This is a genomic window from Chryseobacterium sp. MIQD13 (assembly GCF_050496705.1).
Lineage (GTDB): Bacteria > Bacteroidota > Bacteroidia > Flavobacteriales > Weeksellaceae > Chryseobacterium.
On sequence record NZ_JBNWAF010000002.1, the window covers coordinates 305,527 to 325,382 of the forward strand.

Annotated in this window: 18 protein-coding genes; all 18 read left to right on the forward strand. The window is 36.2% G+C overall.

Annotated elements, in window-relative coordinates:
• Positions 1-1,323, forward strand: a complete 1,323-nt coding sequence (locus ACQWU4_RS08480; RefSeq protein WP_429935331.1) for a glycosyltransferase — start codon at positions 1-3, stop codon at positions 1,321-1,323.
• On the forward strand, positions 1,320-3,176 hold the full coding sequence (locus ACQWU4_RS08485) for a DCC1-like thiol-disulfide oxidoreductase family protein (protein WP_429935332.1): 1,857 nt from the start codon (positions 1,320-1,322) through the stop codon (positions 3,174-3,176). Before ACQWU4_RS08480 ends, ACQWU4_RS08485 begins: the two co-directional genes overlap by 4 nt.
• A gap of 48 nt (positions 3,177-3,224) precedes the next feature.
• Positions 3,225-4,352, forward strand: coding sequence for an ATP-grasp domain-containing protein (locus tag ACQWU4_RS08490; protein ID WP_429935333.1), 1,128 nt, complete (start codon positions 3,225-3,227; stop codon positions 4,350-4,352).
• 42 nt (positions 4,353-4,394) lie between these two features.
• Positions 4,395-5,027, forward strand: coding sequence for an acetyltransferase (locus ACQWU4_RS08495; protein ID WP_429935334.1), 633 nt, complete (start codon positions 4,395-4,397; stop codon positions 5,025-5,027).
• 4 nt (positions 5,028-5,031) lie between these two features.
• Complete coding sequence (locus tag ACQWU4_RS08500) at positions 5,032-6,171, forward strand: acyltransferase family protein (protein ID WP_429935335.1); 1,140 nt, start codon at positions 5,032-5,034, stop codon at positions 6,169-6,171.
• A complete protein-coding gene (gene rffA, locus ACQWU4_RS08505; RefSeq protein ID WP_429935336.1) occupies positions 6,168-7,319 on the forward strand; it encodes a dTDP-4-amino-4,6-dideoxygalactose transaminase in 1,152 nt (383 codons plus the stop codon). The genes ACQWU4_RS08500 and rffA overlap by 4 nt, the downstream gene beginning before the upstream one ends.
• 12 nt (positions 7,320-7,331) lie before the next feature.
• A complete protein-coding gene (locus tag ACQWU4_RS08510; protein WP_429935337.1) occupies positions 7,332-7,946 on the forward strand; it encodes a DapH/DapD/GlmU-related protein in 615 nt (204 codons plus the stop codon).
• Between the two features lie 3 nt (positions 7,947-7,949).
• Positions 7,950-9,062, forward strand: coding sequence for a glycosyltransferase WbsX family protein (locus ACQWU4_RS08515; protein WP_429935338.1), 1,113 nt, complete (start codon positions 7,950-7,952; stop codon positions 9,060-9,062).
• A gap of 2 nt (positions 9,063-9,064) precedes the next feature.
• Entirely contained in the window at positions 9,065-9,919 is an 855-nt protein-coding gene (locus tag ACQWU4_RS08520) for a glycosyltransferase (RefSeq protein ID WP_429935339.1), read from the forward strand.
• Positions 9,919-10,785 (forward strand): glycosyltransferase family 2 protein, encoded by an 867-nt coding sequence (locus ACQWU4_RS08525; RefSeq protein ID WP_429935340.1) that lies wholly within the window; start codon positions 9,919-9,921, stop codon positions 10,783-10,785. Before ACQWU4_RS08520 ends, ACQWU4_RS08525 begins: the two co-directional genes overlap by 1 nt.
• Before the next feature lie 14 nt (positions 10,786-10,799).
• On the forward strand, positions 10,800-11,720 hold the full coding sequence (locus ACQWU4_RS08530) for a glycosyltransferase (RefSeq protein WP_429935341.1): 921 nt from the start codon (positions 10,800-10,802) through the stop codon (positions 11,718-11,720).
• Positions 11,721-11,793: 73 nt separating this feature from the next.
• Positions 11,794-12,462, forward strand: a complete 669-nt coding sequence (locus ACQWU4_RS08535) for an NAD-dependent epimerase/dehydratase family protein (protein ID WP_429935342.1) — start codon at positions 11,794-11,796, stop codon at positions 12,460-12,462.
• A 10-nt stretch (positions 12,463-12,472) separates the two neighbouring features.
• Entirely contained in the window at positions 12,473-13,393 is a 921-nt protein-coding gene (locus tag ACQWU4_RS08540) for a glycosyltransferase family 2 protein (RefSeq protein WP_429935343.1), read from the forward strand.
• A 92-nt stretch (positions 13,394-13,485) separates the two neighbouring features.
• The gene (locus tag ACQWU4_RS08545; RefSeq protein WP_429935344.1) at positions 13,486-14,400 is read left to right on the forward strand and encodes a glycosyltransferase family 2 protein; all 915 of its coding nucleotides are present in this window, start codon (positions 13,486-13,488) and stop codon (positions 14,398-14,400) included.
• A gap of 228 nt (positions 14,401-14,628) precedes the next feature.
• Complete coding sequence (locus ACQWU4_RS08550) at positions 14,629-15,414, forward strand: class I SAM-dependent methyltransferase (protein WP_429935345.1); 786 nt, start codon at positions 14,629-14,631, stop codon at positions 15,412-15,414.
• Positions 15,415-15,417: 3 nt separating this feature from the next.
• Positions 15,418-17,013 (forward strand): hypothetical protein, encoded by a 1,596-nt coding sequence (locus ACQWU4_RS08555; RefSeq protein ID WP_429935346.1) that lies wholly within the window; start codon positions 15,418-15,420, stop codon positions 17,011-17,013.
• A gap of 117 nt (positions 17,014-17,130) precedes the next feature.
• A complete protein-coding gene (locus ACQWU4_RS08560; protein WP_429935347.1) occupies positions 17,131-18,045 on the forward strand; it encodes a glycosyltransferase in 915 nt (304 codons plus the stop codon).
• Positions 18,046-18,051: 6 nt separating this feature from the next.
• The gene (gene asnB, locus ACQWU4_RS08565) at positions 18,052-19,854 is read left to right on the forward strand and encodes an asparagine synthase (glutamine-hydrolyzing) (RefSeq protein ID WP_429935348.1); all 1,803 of its coding nucleotides are present in this window, start codon (positions 18,052-18,054) and stop codon (positions 19,852-19,854) included.
• Positions 19,855-19,856: the final 2 nt, after the last annotated feature.

Genomic DNA, 19,856 nt, shown 5'->3' on the forward strand with positions numbered 1-19,856 from the left:
ATGAAAAAGATATTAGTTTTATCTACAGGCGATGTAAACGGCGCATATGAAGCTATGTACAAAGTGGCTCATATTTTAAAAAATATGGGACATGAAGTGGTGATGTGTGTAAAGAATAAAACGAAAGCTGATGATTTTATAAAACCTTATGTTCACGTACAACATTCTCCTGTTACCAGAAACCTTTCCTTAACAGAGAGAGCAATACGGAAAATAAAAACAAAAATTACTCAACCTCAGCCACAAATTGTGGCTAAGAAGGCATTATCCACAGATGGTAAATACTCCTTTCTAAGTAAAGATGAAATTACAGAAAACATCAATGTGGAAAGTCTGTTAAAATCAGTAGGCTTTATACCTGATTATATTTTTACCGGTATGACCATTGATTTTCTAAACAGTACAGATCTTGCCAATATTCATAAAGCTACCCGATCCAAAATATACAATATCACGGTAGATATGAATCATTTTACAGGAGGATGTCATTTTTCCTGGGGTTGCGAAGGTTATATGAACAGTTGTGATCATTGTCCGGCTATTACCGATGAATCCCAAAAACAGGTTGCAAAGGATAATCTGGAAAGAAAATACGAGAACGCTCAAAAAGCTGATTTTCAAATCATAGCAGGATCAGGTTTAACTTTGGAACAGGCCGGAAAATCAAAAATATACAGAAATCAGGAGACGATATACAATATCAACAGCCTGATCGATACTACCCTGCTTAACGATAAGAATAAAAGTATAGCTAAAAATATTTTCTCCTTATCAGATGATAATTTTTATATACTCACCGGAGCCCAGAACATGGAAGATCCGCGGAAAGGATTTAAATATCTTATTGAAGCCTTAGAATTGCTGGATCAGGAACTTCCGGAAGATATGAAAAAGAAAATAAACCTTTTAGTTGTTTCCAACAGTATTAACAAGGAATTTGACAGGGTTACCTTTAAGAAGCAAAAAATAGATTACATAAAGGATTACAGACTGTTATCATTATTGTACCAGGCAACGGATGTCTTTATCAATTCGTCTATTGAAGATTCCGGTCCAATGATGGTATCGGAAGCACTCGCCTGCGGAACTCCCGTTGTAGGTTTTGATACCGGAGTTCTTACCAACATGGTCATAGACGATTACAACGGATACAAGATTCCTATGAAAGACAGCCGCAAAATGGCAGAAGGAATTAAAAAAATATTGGAGCTGGATAAAAACCAATATGCAGCTTTCTCAAAAAATGCAGTACAGCAGGTTCAGGAATTTTCATCATATGAATATGCACAAGAAATTTTCACCAAAATTTTAGAAAAGGGATGATCAAAAAACTTTATAATAAAAAAATATCCGGACTCGGCCTCTCTATTTTCAGAATTGCCTATACATTAGTCTTATTCTGTGAAGTGGTTCAGTTTAATTATTTCAAACACCTGATCTTTGATAAGATCCCGTTTATAAGACCGGCTGAAATTGACTTTGGAATTCCTATAAAAATATGGATGATTGCCCTTATTTTTATTATGTTCGGGCTTTTCACAAGACTGGCAACAATTATTAATTATTTGATGACCATCATTCTGGTGGGAAGTATAAACACTTATGAATACCATATGTTTTATGCTTATCTCGGAATGAACTTTCTTTTAATGTTTTTACCCGTATCCAGAAATCTTTCTCTGGACCGGCTTCTGTTAAAATACAAATATTCCAATACCAGATTCCAGTATAACCCTCCTGAGAAAGTGAGTGTTCTATGCTATTTAATCCCCGTTTTCATCGGGATGGCTTTTGTGTATTTCGACTCCATATTTTATAAATTTACATCAGCTTATTGGACCGTAGGATTAGGAATGTGGTACCCAAGCAGTATTCCTTTTACCAATTATATCCCCATGCCTTTTATACTGGATCAGAAATATCTGATGCTGTTTTTAGGATATTTAACCATGGTTTTTGAATCGGTTTTTATCTTTACTTTTTTCAGAAAAAAGTGGAGAATCCTTCTGCTGGCCATTGGGTTAGGCTTACATCTGGGTATATTGATTTCCTATCCGATTCCGTGGTTCGGATTAGGAATGTGTGCCATTTATCTGCTGATGGTTCCTGTTTCCTGGTGGGAAAAATTATTTAAAAGCTCTAGTAAACCGGCAAAACTTACCTTTTATTATGATGGAGAGTGTCCTTTATGTAACAGGACCAAGATAACGATACAGCATTTTGATATCGCAAAAAGAATTGATTTTAAAACGGTACAGTATTATGCAGAACAAAATGAATTATTAAAAGATATTCCTACAGATGAGCTTCTGGATGATATTCATTCTGTGCGAAATGGTAAAGTTTATAAAGGACTGGATACTTATGTCCAGGTATTCAGTGCTGTTACCTATTTAAAACCTTTAAGCTGGATTTTACGGATTCCCGGGATTTATCATATCGGAAAAGCAACTTATCAGTATATTGCAAAAAACAGGAATACAGAACGCTGTACAGAAGAAAACTGTGGCTATACACCACCCACAATTCCTGCTGATGAGGACCAGATGAAAATCCTTCAGAATTACACTCTTAAAGATTTTAAAATTTCCCTGATCAAAGCAGGTCTGTATATTGTTATATTGCTTCAGATACTTATTTCTTACAACTCGATCCAGAAAAAAGGAGGCTTTGAAAAAACTTTAGCCGGAAAAGAAATGAGTAAAATTTCAGACGACGTAGAAAAAACATCGAAAACCTATCTAGGCCTTACCCATCATGCTGTTTTTATGGACTACCATTTTAATGGCTATAATCATATCATTTCTGTTGCTTATGTAGATAAAACCGGACGTGAAGTATGGCTTCCCATTATCAACAAAGATGGTACTGCCGGAAACTATCTGTATGGTGCAACCTGGATCAAATGGTCTTTCCGTACAACAAATAATGTCATTAATCAGGAAAACCTTAAAAGAGGAATCAGGGATTTTACAGCATTCTGGGCTAAAATGAATGGAGTAAGTCTTGAAGACAGCAAATTTATTGTCAAAGTAAAGAAAATTGATACTCCGCCTTATCACTGGGAAAAAGGTTTTCTAAAAAAACAAATGGAAAAACCATGGATCAATGCAGGTGTTGTAACCTGGCGTAATAACAAATACACTATAGATATTAAAGAAATTGAAGATCTATAATACTTTATTGAAGAAAAATATTACCCTCAAATTTTAAAAGACTAAAAGATGAAGAAAATTGCAATATTGGGAGCCAGCTACTTACAACTACCTCTTGTTCAAAAAGCAAAAGAGAACGGATTGGAGGTGCATTGTTTTGCCTGGGATGACGGTAAGGCAGTTTGTAAAGATATTGCTGACCATTTCTATGACGTTTCTGTTTTAGAAAAAGAAACGATTCTTAATGAATGTAAAAAAATAGGAATACATGGCATTCTTACTATAGCTACAGACATTTGTATCCCCTCTATCGCTTACGTAGCTAACAATCTGGGTTTGACTGGAAACAGCATTGAATGCTCACTGCTTACCACCAATAAATCCTTAATGAGAAAATGTTTTAACGAAAATGGTATAGAATCCCCTCAATCTATTACTGTTTCCGAATTTAATATAAAAGATTTTGAATCATTCACTTACCCTTTGATCATAAAACCCTCGGACAGATCAGGAAGCTTAGGTGTGATAAAAGCAGCTTCGGCAGAAGAGTGTAAAAAAGCAATAGAAAATGCAGTGCAGGTTTCTTTTTCTAAAACCTGCGTAGTAGAAGAGTTTATCAAAGGAAAAGAAGTAAGCGTAGAAACAGTAAGCTATAAAGGCGAGCATCTGATCATTACCATAACCGATAAAGCAATAACAGAAGCCCCGTATTTTGTAGAACTGGCCCATCACCAGCCAAGTACTTTTTCTGAAGAGATCAAAGAGAAGATCCGCGAAGTCAGCTATCATATACTGAATGCAACAAAAGTTGAAAATGGAGCATCCCACATAGAACTTATGATTACTGACAAAGGAAAAGTCTACCCTATAGAAATTGGAAGCCGTATGGGAGGTGATTTTATCGGTTCCGATCTTGTTCAGCTTTCTACAGGCTTTGATTATTTGCAGGCCGTGTTGGATATAGCATTAAACCAGTATACCTTTCCTGAAAGTGTGCAGTCAATAGCATATTCAGGTGTTTATTTTCTATCAGAAGAAACAGAATTTCTTCTTCCTGTTATCAGTAGCGATAACCAAGAGAGTTATATTGTTAAAAAAGAACTTTTATCAGACAGTCTTAAACCTGCCCACTCAAGCAATGACAGATCTGGCTATCTGATTTACAGATCTTTCGATCATAAAATAATTTTAGAATAAGAAAAATAATGTAATTTCCCCGCACAATATAACACCACAAATATGAAAAGAATTGCCATTATAGGTTCAGGGCATTTAGGGCAGCAGATCGCTTACCACATCCATCAGGATTCCAGCGATAAAGTTGTCGCCTTTTTTGATGAGTTTCAGCCGGTAAATACCCTTATCGGGCAGATTCCCGTTATTGGAGGAAACAATGACGTCATTACAAAATATCAGCAAGGTGAGTTTGATGCAGTTCTGATAGCCATTGGTTACAATCACCTTGGCGTAAAAAAAGAGCTGTTTCAGAAACTTGCTGGTAAAGTTCCCTTTCATACATTTATTCATTCTTCTTCCTACACGGATCCTTCTGCATCTATTGGGCAGGGGTCGGTCATATATCCCGGCTGCGTTATTGATCAGCATGTAAGGATTGAAGAAAATGTTTTAGTAAATATTTCATGTACCGTGGCACATGATTCGGTTATAGGAAGTCATTCTTTTATATCTCCGTCTGTTGCCATTGCAGGCTTTGTAAACATAAAAGAACAGTGTATTATAGGAATTAATTCTACTATTATAGATAATATTACCATAGCTGCCAAAACCCAGATAGGAGGAGCAGGTGTTGTAATTAAAAACATTGAAGAACCGGGACTGTATGTAGGAAATCCTGTCAAATTTATACGGTAAGCAGATGGATGTAAAAAAACATATTTTCTTTGGCGGATTAAATGAATTAAGGGCAATTGCTGCTTTCGCTGTCATCGTCCATCATATTGAGCTATTTAAAAAACGTGACAAATTTCCCTCCCTGCTTGATTCAAAATACACTTCGTATTTCATTGAGCATCTGGGCAAAAATGGTGTACATCTGTTCTTTGTGCTCAGCGGCTTTCTCATCACCTATCTTTTATTATCTGAAAAGCAGAAAAGCGGGTATATCAATTTAAAAAAGTTCTATTTAAGGAGAATATTCAGAATATGGCCTTTATACTATATTATTTTCCTTATATCTTTCATTCTGATCCCTGTTTTAGCCGGTTCGTTTGCTCTATTTTCTGATGCTTCCTCGTATTACAATACAGTTATCAACCGATCAGATTATGGCTTAAGAACAGTATTCCTTTATGCCTTATTCCTCCCTAATCTTGCCTTACATGAAGGAAGAATTATTGTAGGAGCATCCCAGTCCTGGTCTGTGGGAGTGGAGGAACAGTTTTATATAGTCTGGCCTCTTATTGTTTCTTTTTTTAACAGAAAAGTAACAGTAATAGTTTTTGGTGCTATTTTAATTGCCTTTGTAATGATCAATTTCAAGTTCTATAATTCCATATTAGGGACATTGGCCACTATTATTCCATTCGAGTACATGGCCGTTGGTTCATTAGGAGGTTATTTTTATTCAGAATACTCTGACCTTATAACACAATACACAAAAAGCAAATTCATTTATGTAACAGTATTACTACTGATAGGATTCTTAATTGCTGCTCCCGTTTTCAAGCTATATATTCAGAATCTTATTTTAGGGGGATTATTTCTATTGCTGATCCTTACAAGCATCAATCAATCCAACCCGCTTCCTCTTAGAAATAAGTATTTATCATTCTTAGGGAACATCTCTTATGGAGTTTATATGTACCATCCTTTTGTGATGTTTTTGCTATTCCCTGTTTTTTATAAGATATTAGCATTTTATAATAATATATTTGCATTCAATATTGCGATATATATTTGTATTCCAGTCTTAACTGTTATGATTAGTTATCTTTCTTTCAGATACGTTGAGAAAAAATTTATAAAAATTAAAGATTCAAAATTTAAAACACTATGATCCCATTTAATAAACCGTTTATTGTAGGAAACGAACTTAAATACATTGAAGAAGCTGTAAAAAGCGGAAAAATTTCCGGAGACGGAATTTTCACAAAGAAATGCAATGCTTTTTTTGAGGAAAAATTTGGCTTTCAGAAAGTACTTCTTACCACATCATGTACTGATGCTCTGGAAATGGCAGGTATTTTATGTGATATTCAGCCCGGAGATGAAGTTATTGTTCCCAGCTATACATTCGTTTCATCGGCCAATGCTTTCGTTTTGCGTGGTGCCAAAATAGTTTTTGTGGATTCTTATCCCGATAACCCCAATATTGATCCTGCAGAAATAGAAAAGCACATTACAGAAAAAACGAAAGTGATCGTTCCTGTACACTATGCAGGAGTTGCCTGTGATATGGAAAAGATCATGAATCTGGCTAAAAAATACAACCTGTTTGTAGTAGAAGATGCTGCACAGGCCATTGACAGCTATTATACCTTTTCTGACGGTACAAGAAAAGCATTGGGATCTATTGGAGATTTCGCTGCTTTTTCATTCCATGAAACTAAGAACATCATCTGTGGAGAAGGCGGTATGCTGGTCATTAATAATCCCGAATATAATACACGCGCGGAGATCATCCGTGAAAAAGGCACCAACAGAAGTGCTTTTTTCAGAGGAGAGGTAAATAAATACGGCTGGGTAGATCTTGGATCTTCATTCCTTCCGTCAGAAATCCTTTCCGCATTTTTATATGCACAGCTTGAAAACCTGGATACCATTCAGGAAAAAAGAATCAGAATCTGGAAAGAATACTATACGAGCCTTCTGCCATTACAGGAAAAAGGATTTATAACACTGCCGGATATACCTGCTTTCGCAACCAATAATGCCCATATGTTCTACATTATCTGCAGAAGTTATGAAGAAAGATCAGGCCTGATCCAGTTCCTGAAAACAAAAGATATTCACCCTGTATTCCATTATCTGAGCCTGAACAAAAGCGATTTCTTTTTAAAAGATAACTCGCCTATTGATATCCCCAACTCAGATCACTTTACAGACTGCCTGCTGAGACTTCCTTTCTATTATGAACTGGAAGAAGCAGAACAGAAAAATATCAACAGCCTGATCCATGAGTATTATTCGTCACTGGAAAAGTAGATCATAAAAAATATGAGCTTTATAAAAAAACATATTATTAAATTTTTATTCGGAATTTTGCATTCTGAAGCTTATAAAAAATACAAACAACAGCAGAATAATATCTGGGGAAAAAACAGTTTCAGACATTTTGGCAAGCAGGCAAGTCTTCCCGAAATATTCTGGATCAAAAATCCCCAATACATAAGCATAGGAGATAACTTCAGCTCATTATTCAATCTGAGACTTGAGGCATGGGACAATTTCTACGGAAAATCTTTCCAGCCGGAAATTCATATTGGAAATAATGTGAATTTTAATTCTGATGTTCACATCGGAGCCATTGATAAGATCGTCATTGGAAATAATGTGCTCATGGCCAGCAGAATATACATTTCAGATCATTATCATGGCAACATTAGCGCTGAAGACCTGGATACCGTTCCCGCAGAAAGACCCCTCTCTTCCAAAGGTCCGGTGATCATTGAAGACAACGTATGGATCGGGGAAGGAGTCTGTATATTACCCGGAGTTACCATTGGTGAAAACTCCATTATCGGGGCCAATTCAGTTGTCAACAAAAGCTTTCCCAAAAACTCGGTGATCGCAGGAATACCTGCCAAACTGATAAAAACATTAGAAAAATAATTTATGAAAGATATAAAAACGCTTGCATTTTACCTCCCTCAGTATCATCCGATCCCTGAAAATGACGAATGGTGGGGAAAAGGATTTACAGAATGGACGAATGTAGGTAAAGCAAAGCCATTATTTGAAGGACATGAACAACCGATCTGCCCCGGCGATCTGGGATACTATGACCTTCGCGTTCCCGAAGTAAGAGAACAGCAGGCGCAGATGGCCCGCGATTATGGAGTATATGGCTTTATTTATTATCATTACTGGTTTGGAAACGGGGTTCAGCTGCTTGAACGTATCGCCAAAGAAGTACTCGAATCCAGAAAACCGGACTTCCCGTTCTGCTTCTGCTGGGCTAATGAGACCTGGTCAGGAATCTGGCACGGCTTAAAAGATAAAGTGCTTGCCGAGCAGATCTATTCCGATGAAGACGTAATTGCCCATTTTAATTATCTGCTGCCATTTTTTAAAGACCACCGGTATATCAAAGTCGGCAATAAGCCTGTACTGGTAGTTTATGACCCTGTGCATATTGAGGAAAAAGCGCCTCAGTATCTTGAAAAATTCAGGGCTCTTGCAAAAGAAAACGGCTTTGATGATATTTATCTGGTAGCCAGCAATAAAACAGAAGATAATCACGGATATAAAGAATTGGGATATCAGGCAAAAATATCAAATGCCTTTATGAGGGCATGGCGTCCTCATATGAATAAAAAACCTTATATCTCTGCAAAAGACTATTACAAAAACAGAGTGAAGGGCCTTGTCGGGCTTGAAACCACCGATTTCCAAAAACCTGTTGATATCCAGAATGCTCCGGATGTAGTGAACGACCTCCGCTTTGATGAAACAGATGTGGATACCTTCCCATGCGTTCTTCCCAACTGGGATAATACACCGAGAAGCGGTACCCGCGGAATTATTTTAGGAAACAACAGCCCTGACCTTTTTGAAAAACAGGTTGAAAAGGCAGCAGACTTCCTAAAAGATAAAGATTATTCTGAAAAATTTTTAGTGGTAAAATCCTGGAATGAGTGGGCAGAAGGAAATATCCTGGAACCGGACCGTAAAAACGGATTCGGTTACCTTGAAGCCCTTAAAAAAGGATTATCAAAAGAAGGATAAGAATGAGCAAAATAAGTATTTTAATCGCCAATTACAATAACGGACATTTCTTCAAAGAATGTTTTGACAGCCTTATTGCCCAAACTTTCACGGATTGGGAGGCCGTTATTTTAGATGACGCTTCAAAAGACAATTCCCTTGAGCTTATCCGGAATATTGTAAAAGACGATGCCCGCTTTAAAATCCATATGAATGAGGCTAATAAAGGGGTGGGCTATACAAAAAGAAAGCTTGTGGAATTAAGCAGTTCAGAAATCTGCGGTTTTCTGGATCCTGATGATGCTCTGGCCGGTAATGCACTTGAAATAGTATTCAAAACCCACTCAGAAAATCCTGAAGCGGGTTTGGTGTATTCCAATTTCATTTTCTGTGATGATCAGCTGAATAAAGTCAGCGTTCATAAAGGCACCCAGATTAACAGCTTGGATGAAAAATACTTAAACTTCCATGCTGAAATCTCTCATTTTGCCACCTTTAAAAAATCCATTTATAATAAAACATCAGGTATTGATACTTATTTAAAAATGGCTGAAGATAAAGACTGGTATATGAAAATCTGTGAAGTATCTCCGGTAAAATATATCGATGAAGATCTTTATCTGTACAGAGTACACGGCGGAGGAATATCCAATAAAAGTGGTGACCAGGCAGCTTACTGGCATTGGGTTGCCCTTATAAAAATGGCAGAGCGCAGAAATATCAATATCGAAAAGCTGTTTTTAGAAAACTATGTCCAGATGAAGACGTATAACAAAGAAGTTACCCACAATACCAATCTGAAAAGAGAAATCAAAAATTCCCGATGGATAAAACTGGGAAATGCACTCGGGTTATGTAAATTTTATAAATACCTGTAATGAACACTACAGCAATCTCCGTAATCGTTCCCTGCTACAATCAGGCGGCTTATCTTGATGAATGCCTGCAGTCTTTAATGGATCAGACCTTTACAGACTGGGAGTGTATTATTGTGAATGACGGATCCCGTGACAATACTGAAGAAATTGCAAAAAAATGGATTGAAAAAGACAGTCGTTTTCAATATATCAGTAAAGAAAACGGCGGAATTTCCTCAGCCCGCAATGCAGGACTTGAAAAAGCCTCAGGAGAATATATCCAGTTTCTGGATTCTGATGATACTTTACACCGTGAAAAATTCTCAAAAAGCCTTTCCGGTGAAAAAAAATATCCGCTGATCATAAGCCAGTTTACAATTTACAGGAACAAAACCCATTATCCGGGTTACAACCGTATTGAAAAGGATTTTGCTACTTTTGAAAATATTGTATTCGGGTGGAATCTCAGGTTTACGATTCCTATACATTGCGCTTTAATTTCAAGAAAACTTCTGGAAGGATTTACATTTGACCCATCTTTAAGCATCAATGAAGACTGGCTGATGTGGATCTACATCACCAAAACCAATCCTGAAGTACTCCTGATTGATGAACCGCTCGCCCACTACCGTAAAGAAGATGATAAAAAAAGTTTATCCTCTGATCCTTATAAAGTTCTGCGCCAGCGGACAAGTCTGCTTCCCATATTGAAAAAATTATACGGGGATGATCTTCATGACAGGCTTGCCTATCACATGATTAATGTTCATATGACCCAGCTTTCACAGTTGAAGCACGAGTTTAACAAAGCAACCGGCGGTAAGGTAGTCTCAGGATATCTTGCCCTGAAAAGATATTATTACAGCCTTTTTCAGAAAAAAAACTGAAAAATCTATACATTATGACCTCATCTGTAGCACTATGTACCTATAATGGCGAAGCTTATATTGCCGAACAGCTGGACAGCATCCTGAGCCAGAATCTACCGGTATCCGAGATCGTTATCTGTGACGATGGTTCTACAGACGGTACTTTACAAATACTTTCCGGCTACACGGAACGTTACCCTGGAATTATCAAAGTACATCGAAATACGGAGAATCTGGGCTATGTACGTAATTTCGAGAAAGCAATGGGTTTATGCACTGGTGATATTGTCCTGCTGTGTGATCAGGACGACCGGTGGTACAGCAATAAAACAGAAATAATCACCGGAATATTCCAAAAGAATAAGGAGGTAAATATCGTATGCCATAATACGAACCTTTTCGGTGAATCCCTGAAAGAAAAACTGACTTATTGGGACATTGAAAACTTTAATCCGGAGCATTTCAAAAATTCGCAGGAAATAGTTAAGCGCCTGTTATATACAGGAAATGTGTTCCCGGGAATGAGTATGGCTGTCCGTAATGATTTTCTTAAAAAACATTTGCCCCTGAAAAGAGTCAATGAAACCATTATTCACGATTATGAGCTTCTTCTTATTGCTTCCGATGCCAACTCGGTGTGGATTGAGAAGTCCGTTTTGGGAGAATACAGAATTCATCCCAAACAGAATATCGGGTTTAATACATTTTCAAAATTCAAAGCCGAAGAAGAAAAGCCAATGACGCGGGAAGATCTGTTTTTAGTTTTTAAACGGTATTCTTTTGTGAAAAATATAGTCGCCGGATTGAATTTAAATCCTGATCTGAATAAGGAATACATTAATTATTGCCACAAAAAATACAATAACTATCTTGAACAGCTCCCTTTCCCTGATCGTTTTATAACCCGGATAAAAATGAGGTACTATTTTCATATCTTTGATTCCTTAAAATAAAACTACTGATTTACAAGATATATATGAAATTTTGTTCCCTTTATATAACACAACTAATGAAAAAAAACAACGTATGATTATCGGAAACGGTATTATAGCCAATGCTGTAAAATCTTATGACAGAAATGATATGATCTTCTTTGCTTCCGGAGTTTCAAATTCCCTGGAAACCAGAAGTTCAGAATTTGAGCGGGAATTTTCTCTCTTAAAAACCGTACATGAAGAAAATAAAGAAAAAAAACTGATCTATTTTTCTACTTTAAGCATTTATGACCAGTCTAAGCAGGACAGCCCCTATGTAATTCACAAAAAGGCCATTGAAAAATATATCGAAAGCAATGCCGGAAGTTTTCTCATTTTGAGATTGGGAAATATTGTAGGTAAAGGAGGAAATCCGAACACGCTTTTTAATTTCCTTAAGGCCCAGATTGCAGATAAAAAAGAATTTTCCCTGCATCTTAAAGCAAGGCGTCTTCTTGTGGATATTGAAGATATTTCAGAATTTTTAAACACTCACTGTTTAACCATAAATAATAAAACGCTCAGCTTTGCTTTCCCATATTATTATAATCTGAAAGAGATCATCACTGCCATTGAAAAGGAAGCCGGCAATAAAGCCTTTTATTCAGAGATAGATGAAGGTGATTTTTATAAGATCGATTTTGATGAAGATACAAAAACATTTTTCTCAGGAAAAAATCCCGGGGAATATCTGGAATCTATAACCCGAAAGTATATTTAAAAAAAACGAAATGTTCAGTATTCATGTTATTATTGTCACTTACAATGCCATGAAATGGGCAGAGAGATGCTTTACCAGTTTAAAGCGTTCTTCTGTTCCCGTTCAGTGTATTGTTGTAGACAACGGATCTTCGGATGGAACTCAGGAATATATAAAGAATCATTTTCCTGAGGTACATTTTATCCAGTCTGAACAGAATCTGGGATTTGGAAAAGCTAATAATCTAGGTATAGAAACAGCCTACAGAAAAGGGGCAGATTTCTTTTACCTGATGAATCAGGATGCATGGCTGTATGAGAACAGTATGGAAAAGCTCCTGGAAGTTTACCAAACCTATCCCGACAAGGGAGAAATAGGGATCATAAGTCCTATTCATGTAGACGGAACAGAAAAGAAACTTGATATATTTTTGGATAAGTATATTGCCAGCAATTATGAGAAAACAAGATTGATCTCTGATCTGTATTTTCAGACACTGAAACCTTATTATGAAATCAATTTTGTAAATGCCGCCCATTGGCTCCTGCCTAAAGAAACAATAGAAACTGTGGGAGGCTTCAATCCTTATTTCTTTCATTATGGGGAAGATAATGAATATGTCAACAGGGTTCGTTTCCATAAAAAAAAGATTATTCTGGTGCCTGGCAGTAAAGTGGTACACGACGGAAAGCAGTCTCTGGATAAAGTGGATTATAACAAATACAGAGACCTGAGCATAGAGACGAAGATCCTGGATCCCAACTATCCTAATCCTTTGCAGCATGAAAAAAAAGCACTGATTCAAAGCATAATAAAGAATTCTTTGACCGGCAATTTCGACAAAGCTAAAAAACACTACAAAACCTATAAAAATATAAATAAAAACGCTCCTGAGCTTTTAAAAATTAAAGAGAAAATAGCAAAAGAGCGAAATTGTTTCCTAAATATTTAAGCAAAAAAGAATTATCTTTATAATTCAAAAAAAACAAAATTGCTTATTTATATATATATTTGAAAAAAATTTATTATCCCCCTCCGTAATTCATGATTAGTATCGTTAGTCCTATTTATCGTGCAGAAAAAACACTCCCCATTTTGGTTGCTGAAATCAATAAAGTTGCTGAAAAGATGGGTGTAGACTATGAAATCATCCTTGTAGATGATAGAAGTCCGGATAATTCATGGGAAGTCATGAAAAATCTTGCCGAAAAAAATAAAAATCTCAAAATTTACAGATTAAGCCGAAACTTTGGCCAGCATCCGGCAATTATGGCGGGACTGAGTAAAACGAAAGGCGAATGGATTGTAGTAATGGACTGCGATCTTCAGGACCAGCCCAAAGAAATCGAAAAACTATACTATAAAGCGATTGAGGGCTATGATATGGTACAGGCTAAACGAGAGGAAAGAAAAGACAATTTCATAAAAAAAATAACTTCCCAGTATTTCATCCGCATTTTCAATTATTTTACCGACATGAAGGTAAATAAAGAAGTGGCGAACTTTGGAATTTATCACAGAAAGGTCATTAACAGCATTCTTGAAATCAATGATTATATAAAAGCATTTTCACTTTTCGTTAACTGGGTTGGCTTTAACCGCTATGAAATAAGCGTTGAGCACAATGAAAGAATGGAAGGCAAAAGTAATTACAGCTTCGGAAAACTCTTTTCCTTAGCGTTTAATATTATTGTTTCCTTTTCCAATAAACCATTGAAAATATGCGTTGGTTTTGGTGGTGCTATATCCATTCTCTCTGTTTTTGTGGCTATATTTTTTCTAGTTCAGACTCTTCGCGGGAAAATAACCGAGCCGGGATACAGTTCACTTATTCTGTCCATCTGGTTTTTATCCGGTGTCATTATCTTCTGTATCGGGATTGTAGGATTATACATAGGAAAAACCTTTGATGAAGTTAAAAACAGACCTGTATATATCATTGACGAAGAAATAACATAACAAATACAGTAAGAGAAAAAATTTATAAATAAAACACTTGAATAGCTGAAAAATGATGTTTTGAACACAGCCTTTGTACGGATATGCCATTCTAAAGAGGACGAAAACCATTATTCCAGGCTATATTTAACCTGATGATTGATTTGAAGCATGCATTTTGTGATTTTAATACATCCAAACTGAGCCGCAAATAATCAGCATTTTATTATATTTAAAACCACATTGAAGATGAAAAAAATCAACCCCGAATTATTTAAAGACGAATTCCACGAAAAAAACGGAAAATATATTTTTGTTCCCGTTCAGGAAGAAGTTGTCACCGACTTTCTTGATAAAATCAAGTATAAACTTAAAAAATTCGGAAAATTATACAATTTACTGATCGAGTTTATCAGCCCTGTTTATCCCCAGCCTTTATTTGACATAAGAAGAATTATAAGAAAGGAAATCAAAGGAAAAAACCTTGTGGCCTTGAATTTAGGAAGCGGAAGTTCTGATCTCGGAGAAGAGTTTTTGAATGTAGATTTGCTTCCCTATGAAAGCGTAGATGTTATCTGCGATATAGAAAATATTCCTTTTAAAGATAATTCGGTAGATTATATCATTAATATTGCCGTGCTGGAGCATGTTCCCAACCCACAGAAGGTAATTTCTGAAATTCACAGGATATTAAAACCCGGCGGAAAAATCTACTGCTTTATTCCTTTTATGCAGCCTTTTCATGCATCGCCTTATGATTTTCAAAGATTTACTTATGAAGGGATGAAGCATCAGTTCAGAGAATTTGATATTCTGCAGCTGAAATCCATTGGCCCGACTTCAGGAATGCTCTGGGTAGTTCAGGAATGGTTTGCCCTTGTTTTTTCTTTTGGCATAAAACCGCTTCATACTGCACTTTACCTGCTTTTCATGGTTCTTACCTTCCCCATTAAGTTTTTAGATGTTATTTTTCAGTTCTATCCGATGAGTAAAAATGTAGCTTCCGGATTCAGTATTTGGGCACAAAAAAAATAGTTCATGGAAAAGCTTACATTCAAATATGAAAATGCGCTAAGCTGGATATTTGTTATCGGTTCATTATTTATAGGATATATCGTTTATTCCAATCTCGATAAGGGTCTTATTTTTAATGATGAAGCATTCTATCTTTTCCTTTACAGGGATCATGAAACTTTGCCTACGGTAGATTCAACGAATTTCTACCGGATTTTCAACTTCCTTTTTACTGAAAATATATACCGGTTCAGGATAACAACGTATGTATTACTGAATATTTCCACGTTCCTCCTCTACTTTTTTGCAAGTAAATATTATAAGCTGAAAGTCAATGCTTTTTTAATAAGCTTTCTTGGAATTACAGTAAATTTTATAAGCTGGGGAGTCAGTAATATTGTTTTGCATCAGTATATTGGCAACACGATACTGATCAATCTTGCTTTGACATTCCTGCTGGTTTATCTTATCTATAAAAAGCTGCCATCACTCATTATATCCGGTTTTTGTTTAGGAATACTGATCTTTAACGGTATTCCGCATATCGTAGTGATTATTCCGATTGCTGTATTTCTGCTGTTCAATTTCTGGAAAAAAGACAAGAGAACATTTATTTATATAATTTCTGGCGGCCTGTTGGGAATTGCGTTCTACTTTACCTGTATCGAAAGCTTTTCAAAATTCATTTCCCAGCTTGAATGGGTTGGTTATTATAAACAGTTTCACTCCAAGCAGCATCCTAAAATATTCTTTATTCTGTGGATTCTAAAAGTTGCCGGCTTCGTATTCGTTCCTTCATTACTCCTTATCGGATATTTATACAGGTTTTCAAAAAATAAAATTCAGCATACCAATTATATTCTCATTGTTTTAGGGATTGTATTTATGATCTCTCATCTCTTTCATCCTTTTATCTACATCAATTATATACTTCTGGCTATGTTGATTTACAGATATTTTCTGGAAGATATCAGCTTAGAGAAGAAAACAATGCTTATTGTTTTTTCATTGATTCCTTTTGGGCTTTCTTTCGGCTCTGGCGCCTATTTCGAAGTAAGAGGTACTTTATATAATATCTATTATTATCTTCCCGCAGCCATTATTATTTTGTCGCTTTACAATATAAGAGTCTATGCGGTCTTGGTTACGCTTTTTGTTTATCAATACCTGATTTTCCCCAATTTACTTAAGGAAAAAGGCTGGAAAGATTTCATTTTTACGGAACAAACGGAAAAAGTTCAGATAGATGGGTACAATCTATATCTTGATAAGGGAAGAAAAAAAGATATTGAGGACCTCCGCCCCTATCTTCAGAATCAGAAAGATGTTATTTATTCCCACAATCATCTGATGGGTTATCTGTATATTTTAGATGCGAAACCACCTATTTATTATTATTTTACCTTAAAAGATTATATCAAATTTATTCTGGACAAGGAACATAAGTCTCCGGACAGCTGTATCTATATTGAAAGCAACGACCATCCTTTCAGCCCGAAAGAATTCGTACCTTTAAAGTTCGTAAATCATCCTGAAAAATATAAAGTGGTAAAAGCAGGGAGATTCACATTATATCTGCCCGAAAATTTTAAAAAAACAGGAAATTATGGGAATCAATAATGTTATTAAGTCCCGTTTAAAGAAAAATGATTTCTTTGACTATTCTACGCTTGCCAAAAACCATAAGGAAAAACCCAGCCTGAGGTCTTTTGAACAGCTTAAAAATTTATTATCGTAATGCTGGCCATTGTTATTCCATACTACAAACTGAGGTTTTTCAAAGAAACCCTGCAATCTGTAGAAAATCAGACAGACAAAAGGTTCACCCTTTATATCGGGAATGATGCAAGCCCGGAAAACCCGGAAATACTGATTGCCGAGACTTTAAAATCTGTAGATTATCAGTATTTTAATTATCAGGAAAACAAAGGAGGCTCAAATCTTGCAATGCAGTGGGAAAGAGTTATAGCAGAAACCCATGACGAAGAATGGATCATGGTGCTGGGTGATGATGATGTTTTGGAAGAAAATTTTGTAGAAGAATTTTATAACCATGTTGAGAAAGTCAAAAACTTCAATATTTCATTAATAAAATTCTCTCAGATCAATATTGATGAGAACAGTAAAATATCCGGCAAGGCGACCTCCGCACCGGAAACTTATTCATCTAAAAAATTCATTTACGACAGAATGACAGGTGCTTTCCCAAGCAGCCTTTCCGAAAATATTTTCACCAGATCTACGTATGAAAAGTACAGATTTAAACAGTTACCTCTTGCATGGCATTCTGATGATCTGGCGATCCTTGAGTTTTCAGATTTGAAAGACTTCTTTTTCATAGCAGAATCGAAAGTAAGGGTAAGAATTTCCACAGACAGTATTTCGGGACAGGATAATTCTTCTAAAGAAAAACAGTTTGCCACTTATCTTTTCTGCGAACATTTATTACTGAATTACAGCAATGAATTCCCTATGGAATGTATTGATCTGCTGATAAAAAGATACCGGGAAATCATCTGGAAAAATGGATTCCCTTTGAACGTGAACATGGTGAATATTTATTTACGTAAGAAAAATTACATGAAGGCATTACATGCTTTCAAAATAAAATATGAGCTTAAAAACAGAATAAACCACTTTTCAAAAAAATAAAAGCCAATGTGCGGAATAGCCGGAATTATAGCCAATAATGCCAGAAACTATCAGAATGAAGTTCAAAGAATGACGGATGCCATTGCGTATCGCGGTCCGGATTCTTCACATCATGAATTTTATGACCATGCAGCTTTAGGCCACCGCCGACTTTCTATTATAGATCTGTCTGAAAACGGAAAACAGCCCATGTTTTCCAGTACAAAAAAGGAATGCATTGTTTTGAATGGTGAGATTTATGGCTATCAGGACATCAAAGATCAGTATTTCGATTATCCTTACCGCGGAAGCTCAGATACAGAAGTGATTCTCGCCATGTACCAGAAAAAAGGAAAAAATCTGATCCATGACCTTCCGGGAATGTTTGCTTTTGCAATCTGGGATGAAGAAAAGCAGGAGCTGTTCTGTGCGAGAGACCGTTTTGGCGAAAAACCTTTTTACTATACCATCGGAAAAAATGGTGAGTTTATTTTCGCTTCCGAGATCAAAGCCATCCTTGCATCAGGATTGATAAAGCCTGAAATTGATGAAGCACAGATCGCCTATTATCTGAAAAACGGATATATTCATCCCCACAAAACGATTTATAAAAACATTTTTAATCTTAAGCCTGCGCATACCCTGGTATTTAAAGATGGAAAAACAGATATAAAACCTTACTGGACAATTCCTACCGAGACTTCAAAACTGAGCCTGGACGAGAGTATTGAAAAATTCAAATATCTTTTGGACAATGCTGTGAAGAAACAGTTGGTAGCTGATGTTCCCGTAGGTTCTTTCCTTTCAGGCGGGCTGGATTCCAGTACCATTGTTGCTGTTGCTTCAAAGTATAAGGAAAATATAAAAACTTTGGTGTACGGCTACGAAAGCGGTGACCTCAACGAGATGCCTTATGCCCAGGCCATTGCAGACAAATATAAAACAGACCATCATATTCTTTTAGATAAAAAACAGAAGATTTCGGAAACCCTGCAGGAAGTATATTCTTACATGGATGAACCGTTAATGGATTCTTCCCTGCTTCCTACCCATCTCATTTTCAAAGAGGCGGCAAAAGATCTGAAAGTAATTCTTTCAGGCGATGTAGGCGATGAACTGTTCGGCGGATATACTTTTTATAAATACAATATCAATCTTTCTCAAAAAGGTTATTATCCGGCCTATCTTTCAAAAATGCTGCTTCTTGCGGGTAAATTCAGGGATATTGGTTCGGAAAGACGCTTGAGAGCAGAATCCAGTGATACTATAGATTATCATCAGAATAAAGTCCGAAATTATTTCTCCGCAGCAGAAATCAGAAAACTGGGGATTACCAATGAAATTCCCGGGCAGGATTTCAGTTTCAGGCCAACCAATGAGGATTTCAATGACCTGATGCGTATAGATCTGGAAAAGTATGTTCCTGCCAATATGCTTCTTAAAGGCGACAGGACTTCTATGTATAATTCTGTAGAAGTAAGAATTCCGTTTCTGGATATAGATTTTGCGGAATTCTGTATTCAGATGCCATGGCAGTATAAGGTAAATTCAACCGAAGATAAGATTATATTGAGAAAAGCCTATTCCCAGGCATGGACAGAGGAAATTGCAAAACGCCATAAGAACGGTTTCGCAGCTTCTGTAAAAGAATGGTTTAAAGAACCGGAACTTCAGGCTCTGAGTAAAGATCTTCTTGAAAATAAAAACAGCTATATATTTAAGTTTCTGGATTTTGACGAGGTACAAAAAAAGCTTAACCAGCATCACCAGCACTGGAGCTTACTGATTTTGGCGCTTTGGTTTGAGAACAATAAAAATCATTTACAGTAATT